This is a genomic window from Gluconacetobacter azotocaptans (genome assembly GCF_014174355.1).
GTDB lineage: Bacteria > Pseudomonadota > Alphaproteobacteria > Acetobacterales > Acetobacteraceae > Gluconacetobacter > Gluconacetobacter azotocaptans.
In genome coordinates this window covers 1-21,266 of the sequence record NZ_JABEQF010000009.1, presented here as the reverse complement: position 1 = coordinate 21,266, position 21,266 = coordinate 1, and the positions used below count along the sequence as shown (strand labels likewise).

Below are 21,266 nucleotides of genomic sequence, written 5' to 3'. Positions count from 1 at the left end.
GAGATGCGGCCGAGATCGGGCGCGAGGCAGGTTGTCCGCTCGGCGCGACCCGAATGACTGCTGTCGTAAGCGGCCATTTAAAGTTTGATGCGCGAATGTCCGGATGTGGTCGAAAGTTGCCGCACTGCCGGCTCGGGGGCGCAAGTGTCTGGCAATAGCGTGGAGACGGCGGCCTTCTATACCGCACGATGGCATGCGGTGATCGGCGGCAATATCGGGCTATGGAGGGCAATCGGCGGATCGGAAGGGATTCGAACTTTTACATTGAGACCGCTTCGCTGCCGTAGCGCTCTTCGTGCTGACAAGCGCCGGTTCTATGGTCTCAACGTATCTGGTTGCGGGTGTTTAGACCCCGATTTGAACCTGTTTATGTCAACCGGTTGAAACCATGAGATTTCTTCAGCGGTTCTGGGATATGCCCTTGAGAGGACGCCCGCAACAAACTGATTTAATTGATAATTTTTTATCTGATATGGTTGCGGGGGCACGCAGTCATCATGACTTTCTATTCCGAACGATAGCATAAACAACAATATTTTCGGCCTGAGCATGTTCGGGTATCGATGCCGGGTATCGAACATGAACGCGTTATGGCACGTCGATCTGGGCACTTGCAGCGCGCAAAGCTTCTTCCGCCACACGGATATCCGGCCACTGGTCGATCAACCGGAGAGGCAAGGAAGACCCCCATCATCGCTCCGGCTGTGAATGTGGACTCTTTCCCGCGAGTGATATCCGATAAGAATCGATGCCACTAGGCAACGTCGGGAACGAGGACGATCTTTCCAGGCCCGTAGGACCTTGCCTTCAGCGCGTCTTGAGCTATCGCGGCGTCCGCCAAAGCAAACAACGCAGCAACTGTGACCCTGAGTGACCCGGATTCAGCCAGATCAACGAGCCGGGCGAGAATTCGGGAATCTGGTCGGGCAAACACGGTTGTTACCCCAGGGCCGCCATCCGCTATCGAACAGACTCTCGTGCCTGGGATTGCTACAGCCATAGCTGTCGCCAACGAGCCATGGCCCGCGCAATCCACGATAGCCGTCACGCCAGCGGGGGCGTGCTTTCTAACCTGTTCAGCGACGTCGTCGCCGTACTGGATGGGTAGCGCTCCGATCGACGTCACATAGTTTTGGTGTGAGACAGAGGCACTTCCAATTACGGTGGCGCCTGACCCCACCGCCAACTGTGTCGCCAACGAGCCGACGGCTCCTGACGCACCGAGTATGAGAACGACATCCGCGTCGGATACACGCAGGGTGTCAACAACCGCACGATAGGCCGTTAACCCGGCGAGTGGGAGCCCAGCCGCTTCGCCCCATGAAGCATTCCTTGGCTTTCGCCATAAGCGCTCTACAGGCACACTCACCAGTTCCGCATAAGTACCACTGTGCAGGATTTCCTGATGCGTATAAGCAATGACTTCATCGCCCGGCTGGAATTCGACGACGCCGGCTCCTACGCGTTCGACGATTCCGGCGAGGTCCCATCCGGGCACGACGGGAAACCATGTCTCCATAAAATTCTCACCAAAGCCGGCCTGCAATGCGACATCGGCCGGATTGATTGCTGCGGCCATCATGCGGACAATCACGGCATTCTGCGACAGCTTCGGCTCTGGCAATTCGCCGTATTCGAGGACTTCAGATCCGCCGAATCTCTTATAAGAAACGCCCTTCATGTCGCTTCTCCTAGAAGGCCATCGGAAGGTCGAGATAGATACGATGGTGCGTTATCATCCAATGTCCATCGATTTTTTTTAGAATCGGACGATAATAACCGGTCTCTATCGGGGTGACCGTTCCTTGCGCACCATAGGCTCCTTCCGGCCAACCCCCTTCAGGCTTTTCCGCACCAACGACGTTGAACACTACGAACTGGGCGTCAAGCATCCCGGTGTCACCATTCACTTCGATGATCGGGTCATGGGTGGTGTGATGGCTCCATCCACGCGGCGGATGTGGCTTCATCATCGTGGCCACGGCCGCGCCAACGGCTTCCGACCCGATCAACTCGCCAAGCGGCTCGGGCGTCCCTGCATTGTTATAAAATATCTCCACCTTGCCTTCTGGCACGAAGAGTTCGGCCATTGCCGCTCCGTCTCGGTGATCGGCTGCCCGAACATATCGAGCCATCAACTGCTGAATTTCACGTTCATCGGACATGGTAAGTTTCCTTGAAGAAAAGTGATCCTATCATAGGTTCATATTTCGCGCTTGATATGCAATGATAAAAGATACATATTGATCGGCAAGGAGCAGATGATGATCGATGTCCGTTTCCCAACGGCCTTGCAGATGATGCTTAGCCTCGCGCTAGCCCAGACCGCAGGCGTCGAACGATTGAGCTCCGCCCAGTTGGCTGAGGGGATTGACTCCAACCCGACCTTTGTCAGGCGATTGCTGGTCCCCCTGATCCAGGCAGGTCTTGTTCATTCCACCATGGGACGAGATGGGGGTGTAAGTCTAAGCACCGACGCGGCCATGATTACGCTTGGCGACATCTATAAGGTCACTATGGGGAACAAGAAGCTGTGGACCGGACGTAGCGACATCCCCCATCGTTGCCTTGTCAGCTGCAATGTCGAACGCTTCTTTGGAAACTTGGCCGACGAGGTCGATGAGTCGGTATTAGACCTGTTGAGCAAGCGTACGTTAGCCGATGCCCTCTCGGAACTTCGCACCCTCGACGCCGCGCGCGCTCAATGAAGATAATCGCTACCGGCTGCGCCGACGGATGGAAGCCACATGGTCAGATGTCCTCTTGCGACGCGCTTCTTCGATAAACGAGATCAAGGCGCGCAATCCGGCGGATTGAAATCGGCGGCTTGGATAATAGAGACACAGCCCGGCTGATGTGGGAACAAAGCCATCTAGAACCCGGCGGAGTTTTCCGTCACGAACGCTCTCACCGATCCACCATTCGGCCAAATAGGCTAGGCCCGCCCCAGCCAGCGCAGCCTCCAGCGTCAAGCTTGCGTCATCAAGGGTAAGCCTTCCCGGCACATCGAGCGTGATAATCCGGCCATCCTGCTCGAACTCCCAGCGATACATGCTCCCGCTGGGCATCCTCGCACGAATGCAGGTATGGCGCAGCAGGTCCTGAGGCGTCTCAGGCGCTGCCTTACCCTCGAAATAAGCTGGCGACCCAACCACGGCGGATCCCTGTATTGGCTCCAGATGGACGGCAATCATATCGCCAGGCACCGCGTCACCCGGTCTCACGCCCGCATCGAAACCCTCAGCCACTATGTCGATCGGGCGGTCTTCCGTCACGAGATCCACCTGCATCTCGGGATAAAGACGCACAAACTCCAAAATAATGGGGGACAGAATACGTCGTGCTGCTCCAACGGAACTATTGATTCGCAATATGCCGGCAGGTCTATCCCGATGGTTATTGACAGTCTCCATCGCATGATTGATCACACCCACAGCCGGTTCGATTTCCGCGAGGAATTGCTCTCCGGCATGTGTCGGAGAGACGCTACGCGTCGTCCGGTTGAACAGGCGAACGCCCAACCTTGCTTCGAGCCCCGCGATCGTCTGGCTAAGTGCCGTTGGGGAAACGCCAAGGTCAGAGGACGCCGCGCGGAAACTTCGTCGCCTGGCGACTGCCATTGCCGCCTCAAGCTCCACGATTCCGATTTTCCGCATTATCCAGATTCCTGCATCACTTCATGAACGATAATACGGATTATAATGAACATTCGTAAGCCCTATATCTTGCGTAGTCGCTCCCGTCAGGAAAAATTGAGATGCAAGAGATTACTCACGTCTACATTGATGGCCAGTTCATCGAGCCACATGGAACCGAGCTATTCGATTTGCACAACCCAACAACCGGAGAAGTATTCGGCCACGTCAGGCTGGGAGATGTGCATGACACGAGAGCCGCCATTGCAGCAGCGAAGCGCGCGTTTCCGGAATGGTCGCGAACTACGAAGGCGGAACGGATTTCCCTTCTGCATCGTCTTCACGACGCGATGGAGGCCAAGAAGGACGCTCTGCTGGATGCGATTATTCTTGAGTATGGCGCACCGATCTCTCGATCGACCTGGATGGCCGCTTACGCGTCAAGCAGCTTCCTGGATGCAGCGCGCACCCTGGAAGGTTTCGATCTGACTCAACGGATTGGTACCGCCGAACTCATAATGGAGCCCGTCGGCGTGAGCGGGCTGATCACGCCTTGGAACAGCAATGCCGGCTTCATTTGCAACAAGCTTGCCTATGCGCTGGCTGCTGGATGCACTGCCGTCATTAAGCCTAGCGAGATGAGCGCTGCTCAAACGCAGGTCGTGCTTGAGGCATTGCATGAGGCAGGCGCGCCTGCCGGCCTGTTCAATATCGTCAATGGACGAGGCGACGTGGTGGGCGCTGAAATCTCCGCAAATCCTGACATATCAAAAATCTCATTCACTGGCTCCACCGCGGTTGGGAAGTCGATCTTGTGTGCCGCCGCCGACACCCTGAAGCGCGTGACCTTGGAACTCGGCGGCAAATCGCCCACGGTGATCCTTGACGACGCCGACTTCGCCAAGGCAATTCCGCTGGCGCTTGAGGCAGGCTTCGCGAACAGTGGCCAGGCCTGCATTGCCGGCAGCCGTATCCTCGTCCCTGCCTCGCGGCTTGATGAAGCGCTCGCGGAGACGCAGATCGCCCTTGAAAAAATAAAAGCAGGCAACCCGCGCGACGCCGGTACGACCATTGGGCCAATGGTAAGTCAGACTCAGTACGAGCGGGTCCAGCACTACATTCGGCTCGGCATCGAGGAAGGCGCCACCATCGTCGCCGGTGGCGAAGGGCACCCCGACGGCCTCGGCGGCTACTTCGTGAGGCCGACAATCTTCGCCAACGTCACCAATGACATGACAATCGCCAGGGAGGAAATTTTCGGACCGGTGCTGTGCATCCTGACCTATAAGAATGAGGCAGAAGCAATCTCAATCGCCAACGACACGCGCTATGGGTTACAGGCCTATGTCATCTCCTCCGACCTAGATCGGGCGACGGCAGTAGCCGGCCAGATCCAGGCAGGGCGTATTGTTATCAACGGCGCACCACACGATCCCACCGTACCGTTCGGCGGGTTCAAACAGTCGGGCATCGGCCGCGAGTACGGCGTCTTTGGACTCCAAGCCTATTTGGAGCCGAAGGCCCTCCTGGGCGCGGCTTCGGCATGAGAGTGGAGCATGCGGAAGGCGCCCGCGTCTACGCCGAGTTGAGGGGGAAGGCCAGAGCGGCAGAAATGCAGGAACTGGCTCACGGAATCGGCGCAGAGGCTGTCATCGCCGGCCTGTCGCTGGAGTTCATCTTCGGCAAAGTGTGGAGTCGTGGTGGGCTGGATCGCAAGCAACGAAGCCTTGTGACGATCGCCGTTCTGGTCGCTCTTCGCCAGACAGCTGAATTGCAAAACCATTTTCGCATCGGCCTCACGAACGGCCTGACTCAGGCCGAGATCGAAGAAGCCATCGTGCAGACAGCACCCTATGCCGGTTTCCCCGCTGCCTGGACTGCGGCGCGTGCCCTGATAGACGTAACGTGCAATAGTAAAGAGGCGCCAGACCAAGAGATGTCATAAATTACTTAGAAATACTTGAACATACGAAGCCTCGCACCAGAAAATTGCGGACCAAAGTCACCTCGCCACCTTGAACAGGTGACCATCCACAATAGTCCTTACGATCCGGCATAATTCCGCTGACCGACGCAATTTATGCCGATCGGCAAACTAGCCACTTTGGACCAGTTTGCGCTCAACCGATCGAATGACGCGAATGCGCCATTGGGTTCATTCGGGGCTCTAGGCAGAGGATAGCAAACATCAAACCTCGAAGAAAAAATTACGCCAACAACATGAAACTGGCAAAGCATCTCCACGATTTGCTTCGCTTCGCCTCTTTAGGTCAAAATCTGAATCTTCATCAAGCGGCGCAACAAGTTGGGCTTAGCCAACCCAGTCTGACACGCTTAGTACAGCGACTTGAAGAACAATTTAGAATCCACCTGATCGAACGCGGGACACATGGAATCCGATTGACCGGAGCCGGAGAACTTATAATTCGGCAAGCCGATTTTATAAGACGAAACATCGATCAGCTTCACCACGATATAAATGCAAGAAGAATCGGGAAAAGAGGACGACTCGATATAGGTTTTTTTACCCCCCCAACCTCAGATCCGATAGATGGGGCGATCACACGAATTGCTGATTCCACCGAATTAGAATTGAATTTCCATGAGGGATCCGTTCCCCAATTATTAATTTGGCTACGCCGTCATATGCTTGACGTTGCACTTGCCATGGGATCGGTCGATGATTTGACATTTAATACCGAGCATATCTGGAAAGAAAATCTCGCCGTGATCCTACCTCACGCACATCCGCTCCTGCTTCGAGAACGTGTCTCATGGCCAGAAATTTCAAAAGAAAAAATCCTCGTGCGACGTTCTTTTGGCGATAACTGGATCAGTGATTCTCTTCGAGAACGAGCCGCCCAGGCCGCCTGCGCGTTGACAATGGTCGAAATGCGCGTATCCCGAGAGACCTTACCATTCCTTGTAAAAAAAGGTTTTGGTATTACGATCATGATGGAATCAAGTGCCATTAATCTTCAATCGGACGGAGTATCGTATCGTCTGCTAGAAGGAAAAGGTGCATCCGTAGACATCACCGCCGTCTGGCTTCCAGAAAACGCCAATCCCGCCCTACGTCGTTTTCTCGAAGAGGTTAGCAACGATACGAAGAATAAAATATCAGAATTTTTATAAGAACGCGTGATTCACTAGGTCGTAGTGACGATTTCTGCGGATGAGGGATTCTCACCGTGGCGTTGGATGTGATTCAAGACTGATTTTTAGGATCAGGCTTGATGGCACAGGATATTGACGCTCTTCGTGACGATCAGTGGGACCGGCTACGCGATATGATCCCTGGTGGCCGAGCTGGGCAGCGCGGCCCTCGTTGCGACAATCGCCGTTTTGTGGACGCCCTGCTCTGGATGGCGCGTTCCGGCGGACGCTGGCGCGATCTTCCTGAGCGGTTTGGCAGCTACGACACTGTAAAGAGGCGCTATTACCGTTGGATCGAGCGTGGCGCGCTGGATGGCTTTCTTGAAGCCCTGACGAAAGAAGCCGATCTGGAATGGCTGATGATCGACAGCACGATCGTTCGCGCGCATCAGCACGCTGCCGGGGCGCGCGTCGCAAAAGGGGGGTGGATGCCCAAGGTCTGGGCCGATCTCGGGGCGGGTTGAGCACCAAAATCCACGTTGCCACCGACGCGCTGGGCAATCCGGTGCGTGTGCTGTTCAGCCCCGGACAACGTAATGACATCACCCAGGCACATGCCCTGATCGAAGGGTTCGAGCCGGACGCGGTGATGGCCGACAAGGGATATGACGCCGATCACCTGCGCGCCGCGATCGACCAGATCGAAGCCGAACCCGTCATCCCGCCGAAATCGAACCGCAAGATGCCAAGAGATTACGACCGGGCGCTCTACAAAGAACGTAATCTCGTCGAACGCTTCTTCAACAAGATCAAACATTTCCGGCGCATCGCAACCCGATACGACAAATTACTCGCAAACTATCGAGGCTTCGTCATCCTCGCAGCCGTTGCCATCATACTCCGATAAAATCGTTACTACGACCTAGCCAGTCATCTCCCCTTCTACTTGTTCTTTTTTACCTCCGACCGAAACCCGCGATCTGCCCAGATGAACCGCTCCAGCATCGCCGGGATCAGCCGCTCGACGCTCACCACCCCGAACTGCGCGGCATGGATCTCCGCGTAGGCACGCAGCTCCGCATCCAGCGCTGAGGGCAGACGGACCGTCCGGGTCACCGGCTTCTCGTCGGGCAGCGGCCCAAGACGCAGCTTCGCCATGCTCATCTCCTGTACGGCTTGAGAATCAAATCCCTGGTCACGATCACCCGCACCGGAAAGCCCGGCCGCACGGTCAGGGTCGGCTGGACGCTCAGATCGCGTGACACGATCTGCGATCCGGCCTGCTCGGCCGCATTGTCGCCGGACTGGCGCATGGCGACGACGACATTGCCACTACCCGACACCGCGCCGGCGGTGCCCATGCTACCGCTGGCGTTGAGCAGCGTTGCCAGCGCGACGCCGCGCAGCAGCCGCCAGGTGTGAAAATCGACCCCGTCCTTCAGCCCGGCATAACCCTGCGGGTCCGCCGCCGGCTGGTTGTCGAGCACGATCGAACTGCCGTCGGGCATGATCAGCCGGGTCCAGACCAGCAGGATCCGCTGCTGGCCATAGACGACGGCGCTGTCATATTTGCCCAGCAGCCGCGCCCCCTGCGGGATCAGCAGGGTGTTGCCGGTGACGCTGTCACGCACATCCTCTGTGACTTGCGCGATCACCTGGCCCGGCAGATCGGAATCCAGGCCCGTCACCATGGCAGCGGCGATCACACTGCCGGCCAGCACTTCATAGGGCGAGCGCGGCGTCTGCAGCGTCTGGCTGGCATAGACCGCGGTATTGGGCCGCCCCGCAAGAAACGCCTCCTTGCAATCCTGGTTACCGGGCGCGGGCTCGACGCTCTCCCCGTCATGCGGTTCTCCATTTCCGGGAATGCCGGCTGGCGAAGCTGCACCGTCCCGCCGCGCCGCCACGCTGAAGAACACCCCGGCCCCCGCCGCCTGCGCCTTCAGCCGCGCCTGTTCCTGTGCCGCCGCGTCGGGCTGGACCGGCACGCCCGGCAGCGGCGGGGGAGTTATCGATGTCGGCAGGACCGGTTGCGACGCGGGCTTCGGCGGCGGTCGGGTCAGCCCGGCATAGCCCGCCGGCAGGCCGGTCACCGCGTCTCCCGGCTTGGTGTCGGTGTTGTAGAGTTCCGGACCGGCGACCTGGATCCCGTGCATGGTCAGCGCCCACCATATCGCGCCCGTGGTGGTGATCGCCAATGCCGCCACGCCAAGCACCAGCACTCGGCGCGACAGGCGCGTCACCCGTCGCGGCATCGCGCGCAGGGCGAATTGCGCCGGATCGGCCTTCGGCGGCGGCGGAGGCACATTGTGCCGGCCGTCGGGATTTTCGCCCTCAGCCACGGACGCCATCCGTGCGAAGGATCGTCACCATCTGCTGCGCCCCCTGCCCCAGCCGCAGCTCCGCCATCGCGAACAGCCGATCGACGATCATGGTGGTGCCGCGCACGCGGTAATTGACCAGTTCGCCCCGCTGCCCGGACGTGCCCACCACGAACAGCGGGGGCATTTCGCCCTCGGCGATCCCGGCCGGGAACTGGATATAGACCTTGGCGCCGTCATCGAAGACCTGTGCCGGCCGCCAGGGTGGGTTATCCCCCGCGATCCGGTAACGAAAGCGCAGCGCCGCCAGATCGACGCCCTCGGCGGCGACGCTGTCGGCTTGCGCACTCGCCTGTTCGTTGCGAACCTGCAATGCTAACAACTGGTCCTGCGGATAGCGCCAGGCCACTGCGGCCATATAGGTCGCGACGGTGGGATGCACCTCCAGATGATAGGTGCGTCGGTCGGTGAGGATGACGAGATTGTTCATCGGCAGATCGGCCGAGACCGGCTTGATCAGCACATGTGCCTGCTGCGACGCCCCTGCCCCGCTTCTGGTGTCGCCGATCTTCCACTGCACAGTGTCGCCAGCGGCGACCGAACGCAACGCTTCGCCCGGCTCCAGCGCGATGTCAGTGACATGCACCGGTGCGGCATAGATCTGATACAGCGCCCCCTCGTCATAGGGAAAGACCTGCATGGCATTGATGTAGCCCGCCCGGGTCGGATTGACCGCGGCGGCGGCGTTGGCCACCCGCACCCGTTCGGCCGGGTCCCGGGCGTCGCGTCCGCTGGCCACGCGTCCGCGCGGCGGCAGCGGTTTCAACTGCCCCGGCAAGGGCAGCAGCTCCGGCACGGTCACCACCTGCACCGGCCTCGGCGGGTCGGACAGCAGGTGCGCCGGGCGCGGATCGTCATAGGTGATGCGCGGCGGCCGTTCGGCGCAGGCGGACAGGGTCAGGGCGCCAAGGGCGGACAGAAAGATTGCACGGATCATGGGGTTTCTCCGGTGCTGAGTTCGCGCGCCCAGGAAATCGCATCGACATAGATGCCGAGCGGGTTGGCCCGCAGCGTCGCCTCGGTATGCGGCGTCTGGATGACGATGGTCAGGATGGCGGACCAGCGCTGCGTCGGCAGCGGCGCGCCGTCCTGAAACGGATGCTCGATCCATTCCACCCGGAAGGAGCGGTCGGAAGCCCGCACCACGCTGGTCACCTCGACGGTGACCGCCCGCTTGCCAATCGAGCCGAACGGATCGGAGGATTGCGCAAACGCATCCAGCGCCGGCTTGGCGTGGCTGGTGATCTGGGCGTACGCGGCCAGCCACGCCTGACGCACCACCACGGGGTCGATCGACAGCGACCGCAGCTCGGTGATGAAACGCCCCAACGCAGCGGCGATCTGCCGGTCGCCCGGCGTGACCTCGGCGGCAGCGGGTGCCACCGCCTGCACCGCACCGAGCCGGTCCACTTCCACCACGAACGGCGTGACGCTGGAGCGCGAGCGGGCACGGATGTCGTCGCCCAGTGCGATCGCCGCCAGCGCCAGGCAGCCGAAGGCCATCAGGCGCCAGTTAGCGGCCTGGACGCGGGCCGTGCCGACGCGTTCGTCCCAGAGCTGGGCGGCACGTTGATAAGGGGTGACCGGCACCGGCGTGTCGCCATAGCGCGCAGCGCTGCGTCGCCATCTCATGGCTTATCTCCCTTGAGGTTCGGCTTCATGCCGGCACCACCGCCCTCGCCTTCGCGAACGACGCGGCCGGCGGCATTGCGCACGGTGCGGCCACGCAGCCGCTCGGCCCAGGCGGGCGGCGATTTGCCCGGCGGCGCATCGGACGATTGGGACGATGGAGAGGATGCCGACGAGCCCAACCCCTCGCCGGCCGCGTCCTCACCCATGCCGGACGTCGGTTCCCCGCCGGTTGCGGTCCAGGCGCCGCGTTGACCGGCAGCGTAGCGTTCCTTCAGCGCGGAGACGGCTTCCTCGGCCATGCCGCGCAGACCGCCGCTCGCGGCACCGCCCGCCGCGCGGGCCATTCCGGCGACACCACCGGCGACTGATCCCCCTTCGGCGGCGCTGCCGAGCGTGTAGGCCATGCGGGCGCCGCCGGCGAGCGAGGCGGCCGCGCCGACACCGGAGACGGCCGCCCCTGCCACTGCGCCAGCCCCGGTCGCTGCCAGCATGACCGTCCCGGCCGCCACACCGGCTGGTGCGGCCGCAGCGCCCAGCCCAAGCTGTGGCGCACCGGAGACGATTCCGCTGGCGATGCGATTGGCGGAAAAGGCCAGCCCCGCGATGGTCATGGCGGCGAGCAGAATGGTGATGGCATCCTGCATCGACAATTCCGTTGCCGGATCGGTCGGCAGGATCTGGGTGAAGAGCTGCGTGCCGATGCCCGTCACCACGGCATAGGTCAGGATGCGCACGCCCGAGGTGACCACCTGCCCCAGCACCGGCTCCGCGATGAAGGCGGTGCCACGCCACAGCGCGAACGGCACCAGAATGAAGCCCTTCAGCGTGGTGAGCTTGAATTCGATGATGGCGAGAAACAGCATGATCGCCAGCACGAAGAACGCGATCAGCGTCACCACCCAGGACAGGGTCATGACGAGAATCTCGCCGATGTGCCAGAAGACGTTCGGAAATCCGGCCAGTCGCTGGATCTGCGCCAGCAGCACGTCGGCGCCCTGCACACCGGCATGAGCGAGAAGGCCGGGTTTCAGGAAATCCGCATAGCTCAGTGTCGAACCGGTGGCCTTGAGGCCGAGCGCCGCGAAACTGTTGAACACCAGACCAGCGAGGTGATTCCAGTTGTTCAGAAAGAACGCGAAGAGCCCGACATAGAGGATCTTCTTGGCGAAGGCCTGCAGCACGTCCTCCTCGCCGAGCGCCCAGACCAGCGCGGCCAATGTGCCATCGACGCCGATCAGCACGGCGACGATAAAATGTACGTCGCCCGCGATCAGGCCGAAGCCGCTGTCGATATAACGGCTGAACACGTCAAGGAAATGATCGATGACGGCCGTATCGGTGTTCATGGCGTCGTGCCCGTGAAAACGGTGACGCTATCAGGCGTGTAGCCGACACCATTGCCATAGAATCGTTTCCATTCGGCCTGGGCGGCATTTTCCACTTCCGCGCGGCGCATCGCATCCGCCTCACTGGCCCGGCCGGAGGCCGCCAGCAGATCCTGGGTCGCGGCCATCTGGCGCGCCTGCAAGGCGAGCAACTGGTTGCCGGACTGGATCGCCTGCAACGACCCCACCGCGCCCCGACTCTGGCCCATGAGGGCGGTGATCTGCGCCTGGTCGCCCGGCATGGCCTGTACGATCTGACTCTGCACCGCCATGCTGTGCTGATAGCTCGCAACCGAGGCGGTCCAGCGCGCCTGCGCGTCGGCCAGCAGCCCGGCCTGGGTGACGTTGCCGCCCGAATAGGTTGGATACAGGGTCTGGAATTGCTGCTGGAGCTGCGTCACGCTGTAGGACAGCACCTGCGCCTGCTGCATCAGGCCGGTGAGTTGGGTCATCGACGACTGCAACTGCGCCAGCGTCGAGAATGGCAGGCTGGTCAGATTGCGTGCCTGATTCTCCAGCATCTGCACGAATTGCTGGATCTGGGTGATCTGATTGTTCACCTCCTGCAACGAGCGCGCCGCCGTCAGGATGTTCTGCCCCAGATTGGCGCTGTCGATCACCGCCCATTGGGCATGGGCCGGCGGCGCAACCACTCCCGCGCCGACCGAGATTGCCATCACAACCGCGAGGGACCGCAACTTTCTCATGTCGCGTCTCCTTCACTCTTGAAATGAATCGATTGGGCCTCGATCAAGTCCGACGCCCACGGCAGACTACGCTCCCGCAGCCACGCCGCCGCGAAACGCTCGCGCCCCGCTTCGGCCAGCACCCGGTCGATTGCCATCAGATCCTCGGCGCGCGAGGCGCCGCACACGGCGAGCGCCACCGGCCCCAGCGCCAGCTCGAACAGCCGGCACCCGGCGACGGACTGGAACAAGTAATCGCGTTTCGGCACCGCGCGGGCGATCGTCTCGATCTGCCGTGCGTTCAGTCCCAGCCGCGCGTAGGCGGCGCGGCTCTCCGGCTCGATCACCCGCGCGTTGGGCAGGAAGATCCGCGACAGGCAGCTCTCGATCACTGCCGGCGCCACCGCCGAGTTGGTGATGTCGGCCAGGCTCTGGGTGGAGAACAGCACGCTGGCGTTCTTGCGGCGTAGGGTCTTGGGCCATTCGCGTAGTTTCGGCGCGAACACCGGATCGTCGAGCGCGAACCATGCCTCGTCGACGCCAATCAGGGTCGGCCGCCCGTCCAGCCCCTGCTCGATGCGATGGAACAGATAGAGCAGCACCGCCCGCGCCGCGTGTTTCGACCCCAGCAAATCCTCGGTCTCGAACGCCATCATGCTGGCGTCGCCCAGTTCCTCATGCTCGGCATCGAGCAGGCGCCCGAACGGACCGGCCAGCGTGTACGGTTCCAGCGCCGCCTTGAGCCAGTTGGATTGCAGCAGGGCGGAAAACCCGGTCAGCGTGCGCTCGACGCGTGGGGCGGTCGCCAGACTGCCCAGCGCCGACCACACCGCGCCGCGCACGTCCGGGGTCAGGTCGATCCCTTCCTGCGTCAGCAAGGTGGCGAGCCACTCCGCCGCCCAGGCGCGCTCGGACGGATCGTCGATCCGGGCCAGCGGCTGGAAGGCCACGGCATGGCGCGTGTCGTCGCCCAAGGCGAGATCGTGAAAGCTGCCGCCGGTCGCAAGCACCGCTACCTTCGACGACCGCCCCTTGTCGAACAGCACGATGCGCGCGCCGGAATAACGCCGAAATTGCAGTGCAATCAGCGCCAGTAATACCGACTTGCCCGCCCCGGTCGGCCCCACAATCAGCGTGTGCCCGACATCGCCCTGGTGCAGCACCAGCCGGAACGGCGTGGCGCCGTCGGTGCGCGCGACCAGCAGCGGCAGCCCGTCGAGATGGGTATTCCTATCCGGCCCCGCCCACACGGCGGAGAGCGGCAGCATATGCACGAGATTGAGCGAGGACACCGGCGGTTGGCGGACATTGGCGTAGCATTGACCCGGCAGGCTGCTCAGCCACGCCTCGACGGCGTTCAGGGTTTCCTCCACCGCGACGAAGCCCTTGCCGCGCACGACGCGGCCGATGTGCTTGACCTTCTCGGCCACCTGGGATTCCCGTTCGTCCCACACCGTGACGGTGGCGGTGAAATAACCAAAACTGACCGCGTCCGAGCCCAGTTCCTGCAGGGCCGCGTCGGCGTCCCTGGACTGGTTCTCCGCGTCACTGTCAACCAGCCGGGTTTCCTGCTGCCAGATCACCTCGCGTAGCAGGGCGGCGATGCCCTTGCGCTTGGCCCACCAGTGCCGGCGCTTCTTGCCCAGTTCCTTCTGCGCCTCGGCCTTGTCGAGCGGTAGCCAGCGCACCACCCAGCGGCTGGCCAGAGGCAAGCGGTTCAGCTCGTCGAGCAGCAGCGGCCAGGTGCTGTCCGGCAGGCCGCGCAGGGTCACGGTGCGCAAATGGCAGCGCCCGAGCATCGGCGCGATACCCGGCATCAGGTCGCAATCGGGCAGCAGGCCGTCGAGATAGAACGGCATTTCCGGCACCGCGACCGGATGATGATCATGGGTGGAGATGGTGCCATGCAGATAGGCCAGCGTGCCGGCGTCATCGAGCCAGACACAGTCCGGCATCAGGGTCGCCAGCAGATCGAGCACGCGATCGGTCTCGTCGCGGAAGGCTGCCAGCACCTCCGACCAGTCGACGCCGCTCTCGCCGTCGCGCTCATACAGCACCCGGCTGGCTTTGGCCGCGCGCTCGGGCGGGGCGAGATAGCAGAACGTGAGATATTGCGTGGTCTCGAACTGCGCGCCCTGCTGCTCGAAGCCGGCGCGGCGTTCCTCATCGACCAGCCAGGACAGCGGGTCGGGGAAATCGCCGTTCGGATAGCCGGGCGCCTCATGGCGCGCGGCTTCGACGAACAGTGCCCAGCCCGCCCCCAACCGGCGCAGCGCGTTGTTGACCCGCGCGGTGACCGCGATCAACTCGGCGGGCGTCGCGGCATCGAGGTCCGGTCCGCGGAAACGGGCGGTGCGTTGCAGGCTGCCGTCCTTGTTCAACACGATGCCGGGGCCGACCAGCCCGGCCCAAGGCAGATAGTCCGCCAGTTCCCGCCGCCTGGTGCGGTATTCGCGCAAATCCAGCATGGTCAGACGTCCAGATGGTGGCGGGCGACGCGCAGATGGCACGCGAACACCGCGCCGAACTGCGGATCCTGCCTGATCAGGAACAGGGCGGCGGCATGGCCGATCAGGTAGAGCGCGATGCCGGCCAGCCAGAGCTGCAGGCCAAGCCCGATGGCGGCGGCGAAGGTGCCGAGCGCGATGGCCGCCCCGCGCGGAATGCCGGCGAGCAGGATCGGCTCGGACAGCGAGCGATGCAGCGGCACCGACCAGCCGGGGATGTCGTCGAGTGCGCTCATGCCAGCGCACCGCCGGCGAAGTTGAAGAAGGTCAGGAAGAAACTGGCGGCGGCAAAGGCGATGGACAGACCGAACACGATCTGGATCAGTCGTCGCATGCCGCCGGAACTCTCGCCGAAGGCGAGCCCCAACCCGGTGCCGATGATGATCAGCACCGCGATGATCTTGGCCACCGGCCCCTGCACGGAATCCAGGATCTGCTGCAACGGCTGCTCCCACGGCATGTTCGACCCGGCGGCATAGGACGCCGAGGGGGCAAGCAGGGCGATGCCGACCAGCAGCGGCAGGATGCGCAGACGGGAAAGATGACGATAAACTCTCGAAGCGATCATGACGCCGGTCCTTGGAAGGATGTGGAGATGAAGGGGATGACGGTCTCGCCGGGCGCCTCGCCCAAGACGGTCAGGGTGTAGCTGCCGTCGGGCGCGAGCCCGTCGACGGCCCAGATGCCGGACAGGCGGCGGCCGCGGCCACGGCCGGTGAGCATGGCGATGACGTCGATGGTCTCGGCGATCAGGGCGCGCGGCACGGTGACCACCGCTTCCTGGATCAACTGCTCCAGCCGGTGCAGCGCGCCGCTGGCGGAGCCGGCATGGATGGTGCCGATGCCGCCGGGATGGCCGGTGCCCCACGCCTTGAGCAGATCGAGCGCCTCGCGGCCGCGCACCTCGCCGATCGGGATCCGATCCGGGCGCAGCCGCAGGGCCGAGCGCACCAGGTCGGACAGGGTGACCACGCCGTCCTTGGTGCGCATGGCGACGACGTTGGGCACGGTGCAGCGCAGTTCGCGGGTGTCCTCGATCACGATCACCCGGTCGCCGGAGCCGGCGATCTCGGCCAGCAGCGCGTTGGCGAGCGTGGTCTTACCGGTGGAGGTGCCGCCGGCGATCAGGATGTTGCGGCGCTCGTGAACGGCGGTGCGCAACAGTGCTGCCTGCGCGTCCGTCATAATGCCGTGCGCGACGTAATCGGCGAGGGTGAACACCGCGACCGCCGGCTTGCGGATGGCAAAGGCCGGCGCGGTGACCACCGGTGGCAGCAAGCCCTCGAACCGCTCGCCCAGTTCCGGCAGTTCGGCGGAAATGCGGGGGCTGGCCGCATGGACCTCGGCACCGACATGGGAGGCGACCAGGCGGATGATCCTCTCGCCATCGGCGGGGGACAGGCGATGGCCGGTATCGGCCAGGCCGGTGCCGAGACGGTCGACCCAGATCCTGCCGTCGGGATTGAGCATCACCTCGACGATGTCGGGATCGTCGAGATAGTCGCCCACGGCCGGGCCGATCGCGGTGCGCAGCATGCGGACGGTGCGAGAGGTCTGTGCGGAGAAACGGTCAGGTCCGGTCATGCCGTCTCCCCCTCATCGCCGGAAGGGTCCGGATCGTCCGGCGTGAAATCGGCTGTCGGCATGGCCGCCGCGTGGCGCCGCTCCGGCCAGATTTCCTCACTGATTTCCCGCACCAGACTGTCGCCGCGTTGCAGGCGGCGACCGAGCGTCTCGATATAGGATTGGTAGCGCTGCGCGCCCTGCGCCTTGGCGGCGGCCTGCTGACTGGGCGCCAGCGGGGCGGTGACCGACAGCCAGAAGCGCACGAACAGCGCCTGCGCTTCGATGGCAATGGTCAGATCGCGCTCGATCCGCTCCAACTGCCGCGATAGCCGGTCCAGCCGCCGCACATAGGCGGCCTCCTGGCGGTCCAGCGCGTCCGGCGACAGGAACGAGGCCACGGCGGCCTCGACGATCTGCGAGCGATGCACCCCCTGGCGCAGCGACAGCTCGGTGAGCCGGTCGGCGAGCTTCGGATCGAAATAGCAGTTGAAGCGGGATTTCATGGTGTCATCTCCATCCCGAGCCCGTCGTCACGATCCATCGCCGCCGTTCGCGTGGTCTGTCGCGCGAAGCGGGCGCGCTGGGCGTCGTCGTCGGGCTCGTCTTCGACGAAGGCGAATTCGTTGGCGGGCGCTGGCGCGGGAACAGATTCCTCATGCGCGGGCAGCTCCGGTTCCTGGCGCAGGCCGCCATTGCCGCCCGGCGCGGGCGCGGCGGGATCCGTTGCCCTATCTGCGGGTGCAGCAACCGGCGCCAGTCCGGTCCAATCGTCCCCCTGCCCCGGCGGGCGATCGGCGTAGCCCTGCGCCGACAGCACGGGTGGCGACAGCACCCGTCCGGCGAAGGCGCGATCGTCGTAGTAGCGCAGCTTGCGCGCCCGGATCGGCGGGAGGCCGGCGATCATGACGATCTCGTCGCTGGCCGGCAGTTGCATCACCTCGCCGGGGGTCAGCAGCGGGCGCGGCGTCTCCTGACGGCTGACCATCAGATGCGGCAGCCACGGGGCCAGCCGGTGGCCGGCATAGTTCTTCATGTTGCGCAATTCGGTGGCGGTGCCGAGTGCATCGGAGATCCGCCGCGCGGTGCGCTCGTCATTGGTCGCGAAGCAGATCCGCACATGGCAATTGTCGAGAATGGCGTCGTGCTCGCCATAGGCTTTCTGGATCTGGTTCAGGGACTGCGCGATCAGGAAGGCGCGGATGCCGTAGCCGGCCTGGAATGCCAGCGCGCTCTCGAAAAAGTCGAGACGCCCCAGGGCTGGGAACTCGTCGAGCATCATCAGCAGGCGGTGGCGGCGGGCGGAATTGTCGAGTTTTTCGGTCAGGCGGCGGCCGATCTGATTCAGCACCAGGCGGATCAAAGGCTTGGTGCGGCTGATGTCCGAGGGCGGTACCACCAGATAGAGCGACACCGGCCGCTCCGCCTCGACCAGATCGGCGATGCGCCAGTCGCAGCGGCTGGTGACGCCAGCAACGACCGGGTCGCGATACAGGCCGAGGAACGACATCGCGGTCGACAGCACGCCGGAGCGCTCGTTGTCGGACTTGTTCAGCAGCTCGCGCGCCGCCTGGGCGACCACCGGATGCACGCCCTGCGCGCCGCGATGCTGGGTGGTCATCATGATGCGCAGGGTGCTTTCGATCGCGCGCGACGGGTCGGACAGGAAGGTCGCAACGCCGGCCAGCGTCTTGTCCGGCTCGGCATAGAGGACGTGCAGGATCGCGCCGACCAGCAGCGCGTGGCTGGTCTTCTCCCAATGGTTGCGGCGCTCCAGCGCGCCCTCGGGATCGACCAGCACGTCGGCGATGTTCTGCACGTCGCGGACTTCCCAGATCCCGCGCCGCACCTCGAGCAGCGGGTTGTAGGCGGCCGAGCGCGGATCGGTGGGATCGAACAGCAGCGCGTGCGAGAACTGCGCCCGCCAGCCCGCGGTCAGGGTCCAGTTCTCGCCCTTGATGTCATGGACGATGACGCTGTCGCACCAGGACAGCAGCGTCGGCACCACCAGGCCGACGCCTTTGCCGGAGCGGGTGGGGGCGAACACCAGCACATGTTCCGGCCCCTCATGGCGCAGGATCTCCCGACCATCGCGACCGATCGGCACGCCGGCAGGTTCGAACAGGCCGGAATGGCGCAGATCGTCACGGACCGCCCAGCGCGCTGAACCGTAGGTGGTGACAATCGCCGCCTGGCGGGCGCGCAGCAGCGAACCCAGCAGGGCGATCAGCATGGCGCCGATGCCGCCGAATGTGGCGATCATGGCGCCGATCGCAAACACCCGCGGGGCGTAGCGATCGAAATGCAACCACCAGGGGAAGAAGGCATGCGGGGGATAGACCGGCAGCCCCTGCACCTGGAGCCAGGGCCGGCCCAGTGCCGGGGCGAAGCTCAGCCGCCAGGCGGTCCATTCGGTGGCACCCCACAGCCCGGCCAGCACCGCGAACAATGCCCCCAGCATCTGGCCCCAGAGAATCCGGCTTCCGGTCATCGATCCCGTCCGTCGTCGCAGAACGGGACAAATAAGAAAGGCCGGAATTCAGCCGCTGCAACAACAATCGACAGGCTTCGTAGGCATGCGCAGGATTAGCGGGAGATGGCGGGATCGATGATCCAATCAGGGCCATCAAATTTTTCGAATCACCGAGTTGAAGAGGCGAGGGTCCACATTCGGACGGTCAAGGGCGAAGAGCCAGCATTCACTCACTCGGCAGTTCACGGTTAACCAAGAGCAATCCGGGCGGCTTCGGTAGTCTTCCGAATAATGGATAGACGCGTCAAGCTACCACTCTCAACCGCGATGTCATGAGATTTGATCTCATAGTAATTCATTATCGTCATCCTTTTTTCGTGACTCTCTGTCCATCATGTGTCGTTCATATTCATTTGTCGGTATCCACGGAATATTGGAAAATCCGTTAAAGCCTGCAGGTGCAGCTATCAGCAGTGGGATGGCGGAGATTGTAGTCTTCGTCATGGCCGGCTCAGTATCGACAGAGCGGATCCAGAAATAGACCGCGTAACGATTTCGTTCCCTAATTCTGCTAATCGCCGTAGCCGATAGCAAATAAAGCGGATCAACAGCGAAATTTATTACTACATTATCCAGTTCCGCACTAACATTGATCGGATCGGAAGGCCACCGGATAGGTTCCGGGACACGCTCGCCTTGGCAAAAACCCGTGTAGAATGCAAATTGGCCGCTCAGACTATGGAGTGCTGTGACGCCGGCTGTGTCAGCGGCGTTGATATCATGAAAGGGTACGACGCTGCCTAACTGCTCGACAAGCTCGATCCAATACAGCGAAGACGCACTGCCTGGAAAATTAAACAGGAACCTCCCATTGGATAACCTTTCCAGGATATCGTCAATATTCATTGTGCCATCGGCATGAAATCGTACGCCGAAATTCCTCAAATTCTTGGCACCTGATAATGCGGGGATTTCACCGAGCAAGCCTCTACACGCCTGCTCAAGCCGCGTGATATTTGCGTAGTCTACGCCGAGGCTAGTAATTTTGAATTGAGCCGCGGCACGATGGCTGTTAGCGAGAGCAACCTCATTTTCCCAATCTGCTTTACGCTTACGTAAATTTTTAGCGCTGATGCCGAGAGTCAATCCGCTTGGATGGTGGGCTATATCGTGGCAAGACGGGCAAAGAACAATGAGATTTTCGTATTTATTATCCTGAGATGTCGCATAGGGCTTGATATGATGGATGATATAGGTTTGGCCCTTTTGCCCCTTACATACGCAACATGTGGAATTCGAGTTTCCCAGCAACAAATATACTGTTTCATCCGGAATTGGCACTCTGACCAGGCAGTCCTTCAGACATTTTACGTCCTCTTCAGACAAGCCCATCTGCATCAATTCAGGGCGCCTAAAAGCCTGGATTTTCGCTTTTGTTAGATTCAACCTTTTGGCCCTCTCAGCGAGTTCCAAAGGCACCCCGTAGTTCACAAAATCAATTATCTTTGCCATCTATATAACCGTTACGCAAGAAGGAGAAGAAGGCTGTTTGGGCCAGCGCTATTACCGACCCCACAGCACCAGAGAGTCACTTTTCTTCAACATAATATCAACATATGGACGAAGCTGGGACTGCTGCAAGACCGAATCCATACTACCCGTTTCCTGGCAACAGCCTTTGAGCCAGGAAGATCGTTCCACTTTAACCACGTTGCGCCGCATCGCCCGCGGCACTGACCGAAGGCGCACGAGAAAGCACGACATATGCGTTCGGGGTCGTAAAAGCCGGTCGCGGAGTGAGCAGCCCCCACCGGGTAGTCCGCTGTGACTGTTAGTGCATAAGCACCTCCGTCGCCAAGGTCGGTCGGAGGTGGAGCGAAGCGGAACTGGAGACCGGCCTTGGCGGTG

21 protein-coding genes are annotated in these 21,266 nt (G+C 62.0%); 5 read left to right on the top strand and 16 right to left on the bottom strand.

What is annotated here, in order from left to right:
* Positions 1-754 precede the first annotated feature (754 nt).
* Positions 755-1,681 carry an NADP-dependent oxidoreductase gene (locus HLH34_RS12495; protein WP_183119920.1) on the bottom strand — a complete coding sequence of 309 codons (927 nt, stop codon included), beginning with the start codon at positions 1,679-1,681 and terminating at the stop codon, positions 755-757.
* 10 nt (positions 1,682-1,691) lie between these two features.
* A complete protein-coding gene (locus HLH34_RS12490; protein WP_183119919.1) occupies positions 1,692-2,165 on the bottom strand; it encodes a nuclear transport factor 2 family protein in 474 nt (157 codons plus the stop codon).
* A 78-nt stretch (positions 2,166-2,243) separates the two neighbouring features.
* On the opposite strand from HLH34_RS12490, the gene HLH34_RS12485 reads away from it, so the two are divergent.
* Positions 2,244-2,708 carry an RrF2 family transcriptional regulator gene (locus tag HLH34_RS12485; RefSeq protein WP_220792162.1) on the top strand — a complete coding sequence of 155 codons (465 nt, stop codon included), beginning with the start codon at positions 2,244-2,246 and terminating at the stop codon, positions 2,706-2,708.
* Positions 2,709-2,717: 9 nt separating this feature from the next.
* Here the strand turns inward: HLH34_RS12485 and HLH34_RS12480 are convergent, their stop codons facing one another.
* Positions 2,718-3,638 carry a LysR family transcriptional regulator gene (locus HLH34_RS12480; RefSeq protein WP_264784344.1) on the bottom strand — a complete coding sequence of 307 codons (921 nt, stop codon included), beginning with the start codon at positions 3,636-3,638 and terminating at the stop codon, positions 2,718-2,720.
* A gap of 119 nt (positions 3,639-3,757) precedes the next feature.
* On the opposite strand from HLH34_RS12480, the gene HLH34_RS12475 reads away from it, so the two are divergent.
* From HLH34_RS12475 to HLH34_RS12460, 4 genes are all read left to right on the top strand, one after another.
* Positions 3,758-5,182: an aldehyde dehydrogenase family protein gene (locus HLH34_RS12475; protein WP_183119917.1), complete on the top strand. Its 1,425-nt coding sequence runs from the start codon at positions 3,758-3,760 to the stop codon at positions 5,180-5,182.
* Positions 5,179-5,580 (top strand): carboxymuconolactone decarboxylase family protein, encoded by a 402-nt coding sequence (locus HLH34_RS12470; protein ID WP_183119916.1) that lies wholly within the window; start codon positions 5,179-5,181, stop codon positions 5,578-5,580. Before HLH34_RS12475 ends, HLH34_RS12470 begins: the two co-directional genes overlap by 4 nt.
* 275 nt (positions 5,581-5,855) lie before the next feature.
* Entirely contained in the window at positions 5,856-6,770 is a 915-nt protein-coding gene (locus HLH34_RS12465; protein WP_183119915.1) for a LysR family transcriptional regulator, read from the top strand.
* A gap of 101 nt (positions 6,771-6,871) precedes the next feature.
* A protein-coding gene (locus tag HLH34_RS12460) for an IS5 family transposase (RefSeq protein ID WP_244959917.1) occupies positions 6,872-7,638 on the top strand; the annotation gives its coding sequence in 2 pieces (ribosomal slippage) (positions 6,872-7,217 and positions 7,217-7,638; 768 coding nt in all).
* 35 nt (positions 7,639-7,673) lie between these two features.
* Here the strand turns inward: HLH34_RS12460 and HLH34_RS12455 are convergent.
* The 13 genes from HLH34_RS12455 to HLH34_RS12395 all read right to left on the bottom strand — a co-directional run bounded on the left by HLH34_RS12455 (position 7,674) and on the right by HLH34_RS12395 (position 20,870).
* Positions 7,674-7,889, bottom strand: a complete 216-nt coding sequence (locus HLH34_RS12455) for a DUF2274 domain-containing protein (protein ID WP_183119914.1) — start codon at positions 7,887-7,889, stop codon at positions 7,674-7,676.
* 2 nt (positions 7,890-7,891) lie between these two features.
* Positions 7,892-9,073, bottom strand: coding sequence for a TrbI/VirB10 family protein (locus HLH34_RS19655; RefSeq protein WP_264784342.1), 1,182 nt, complete (start codon positions 9,071-9,073; stop codon positions 7,892-7,894).
* Complete coding sequence (trbG, locus tag HLH34_RS12445) at positions 9,066-10,049, bottom strand: P-type conjugative transfer protein TrbG (protein ID WP_183119912.1); 984 nt, start codon at positions 10,047-10,049, stop codon at positions 9,066-9,068. The genes HLH34_RS19655 and trbG overlap by 8 nt, the downstream gene beginning before the upstream one ends.
* Entirely contained in the window at positions 10,046-10,744 is a 699-nt protein-coding gene (gene trbF, locus HLH34_RS12440) for a conjugal transfer protein TrbF (protein WP_183119911.1), read from the bottom strand. The genes trbG and trbF overlap by 4 nt, the downstream gene beginning before the upstream one ends.
* Positions 10,741-12,090 carry a P-type conjugative transfer protein TrbL gene (gene trbL, locus HLH34_RS12435; RefSeq protein WP_183119910.1) on the bottom strand — a complete coding sequence of 450 codons (1,350 nt, stop codon included), beginning with the start codon at positions 12,088-12,090 and terminating at the stop codon, positions 10,741-10,743. Before trbL ends, trbF begins: the two co-directional genes overlap by 4 nt.
* Complete coding sequence (gene trbJ, locus HLH34_RS12430) at positions 12,087-12,836, bottom strand: P-type conjugative transfer protein TrbJ (RefSeq protein ID WP_183119909.1); 750 nt, start codon at positions 12,834-12,836, stop codon at positions 12,087-12,089. The genes trbL and trbJ overlap by 4 nt, the downstream gene beginning before the upstream one ends.
* Complete coding sequence (trbE, locus tag HLH34_RS12425; RefSeq protein ID WP_183119908.1) at positions 12,833-15,283, bottom strand: conjugal transfer protein TrbE; 2,451 nt, start codon at positions 15,281-15,283, stop codon at positions 12,833-12,835. The genes trbJ and trbE overlap by 4 nt, the downstream gene beginning before the upstream one ends.
* Positions 15,284-15,285: 2 nt before the next feature.
* Complete coding sequence (locus HLH34_RS12420; RefSeq protein ID WP_183119907.1) at positions 15,286-15,558, bottom strand: VirB3 family type IV secretion system protein; 273 nt, start codon at positions 15,556-15,558, stop codon at positions 15,286-15,288.
* Complete coding sequence (locus HLH34_RS12415) at positions 15,555-15,890, bottom strand: TrbC/VirB2 family protein (RefSeq protein WP_183119906.1); 336 nt, start codon at positions 15,888-15,890, stop codon at positions 15,555-15,557. Before HLH34_RS12415 ends, HLH34_RS12420 begins: the two co-directional genes overlap by 4 nt.
* The gene (gene trbB, locus HLH34_RS12410; protein ID WP_183119905.1) at positions 15,887-16,906 is read right to left on the bottom strand and encodes a P-type conjugative transfer ATPase TrbB; all 1,020 of its coding nucleotides are present in this window, start codon (positions 16,904-16,906) and stop codon (positions 15,887-15,889) included. The genes HLH34_RS12415 and trbB overlap by 4 nt, the downstream gene beginning before the upstream one ends.
* Positions 16,903-17,391 (bottom strand): ribbon-helix-helix domain-containing protein, encoded by a 489-nt coding sequence (locus HLH34_RS12405; RefSeq protein ID WP_183119904.1) that lies wholly within the window; start codon positions 17,389-17,391, stop codon positions 16,903-16,905. The genes trbB and HLH34_RS12405 overlap by 4 nt, the downstream gene beginning before the upstream one ends.
* Positions 17,388-19,376 (bottom strand): conjugal transfer protein TraG, encoded by a 1,989-nt coding sequence (locus tag HLH34_RS12400; RefSeq protein WP_183119903.1) that lies wholly within the window; start codon positions 19,374-19,376, stop codon positions 17,388-17,390. The genes HLH34_RS12405 and HLH34_RS12400 overlap by 4 nt, the downstream gene beginning before the upstream one ends.
* Before the next feature lie 327 nt (positions 19,377-19,703).
* A complete protein-coding gene (locus HLH34_RS12395; RefSeq protein WP_183119902.1) occupies positions 19,704-20,870 on the bottom strand; it encodes an HNH endonuclease signature motif containing protein in 1,167 nt (388 codons plus the stop codon).
* Between the last annotated feature and the right edge of the window lie 396 nt (positions 20,871-21,266).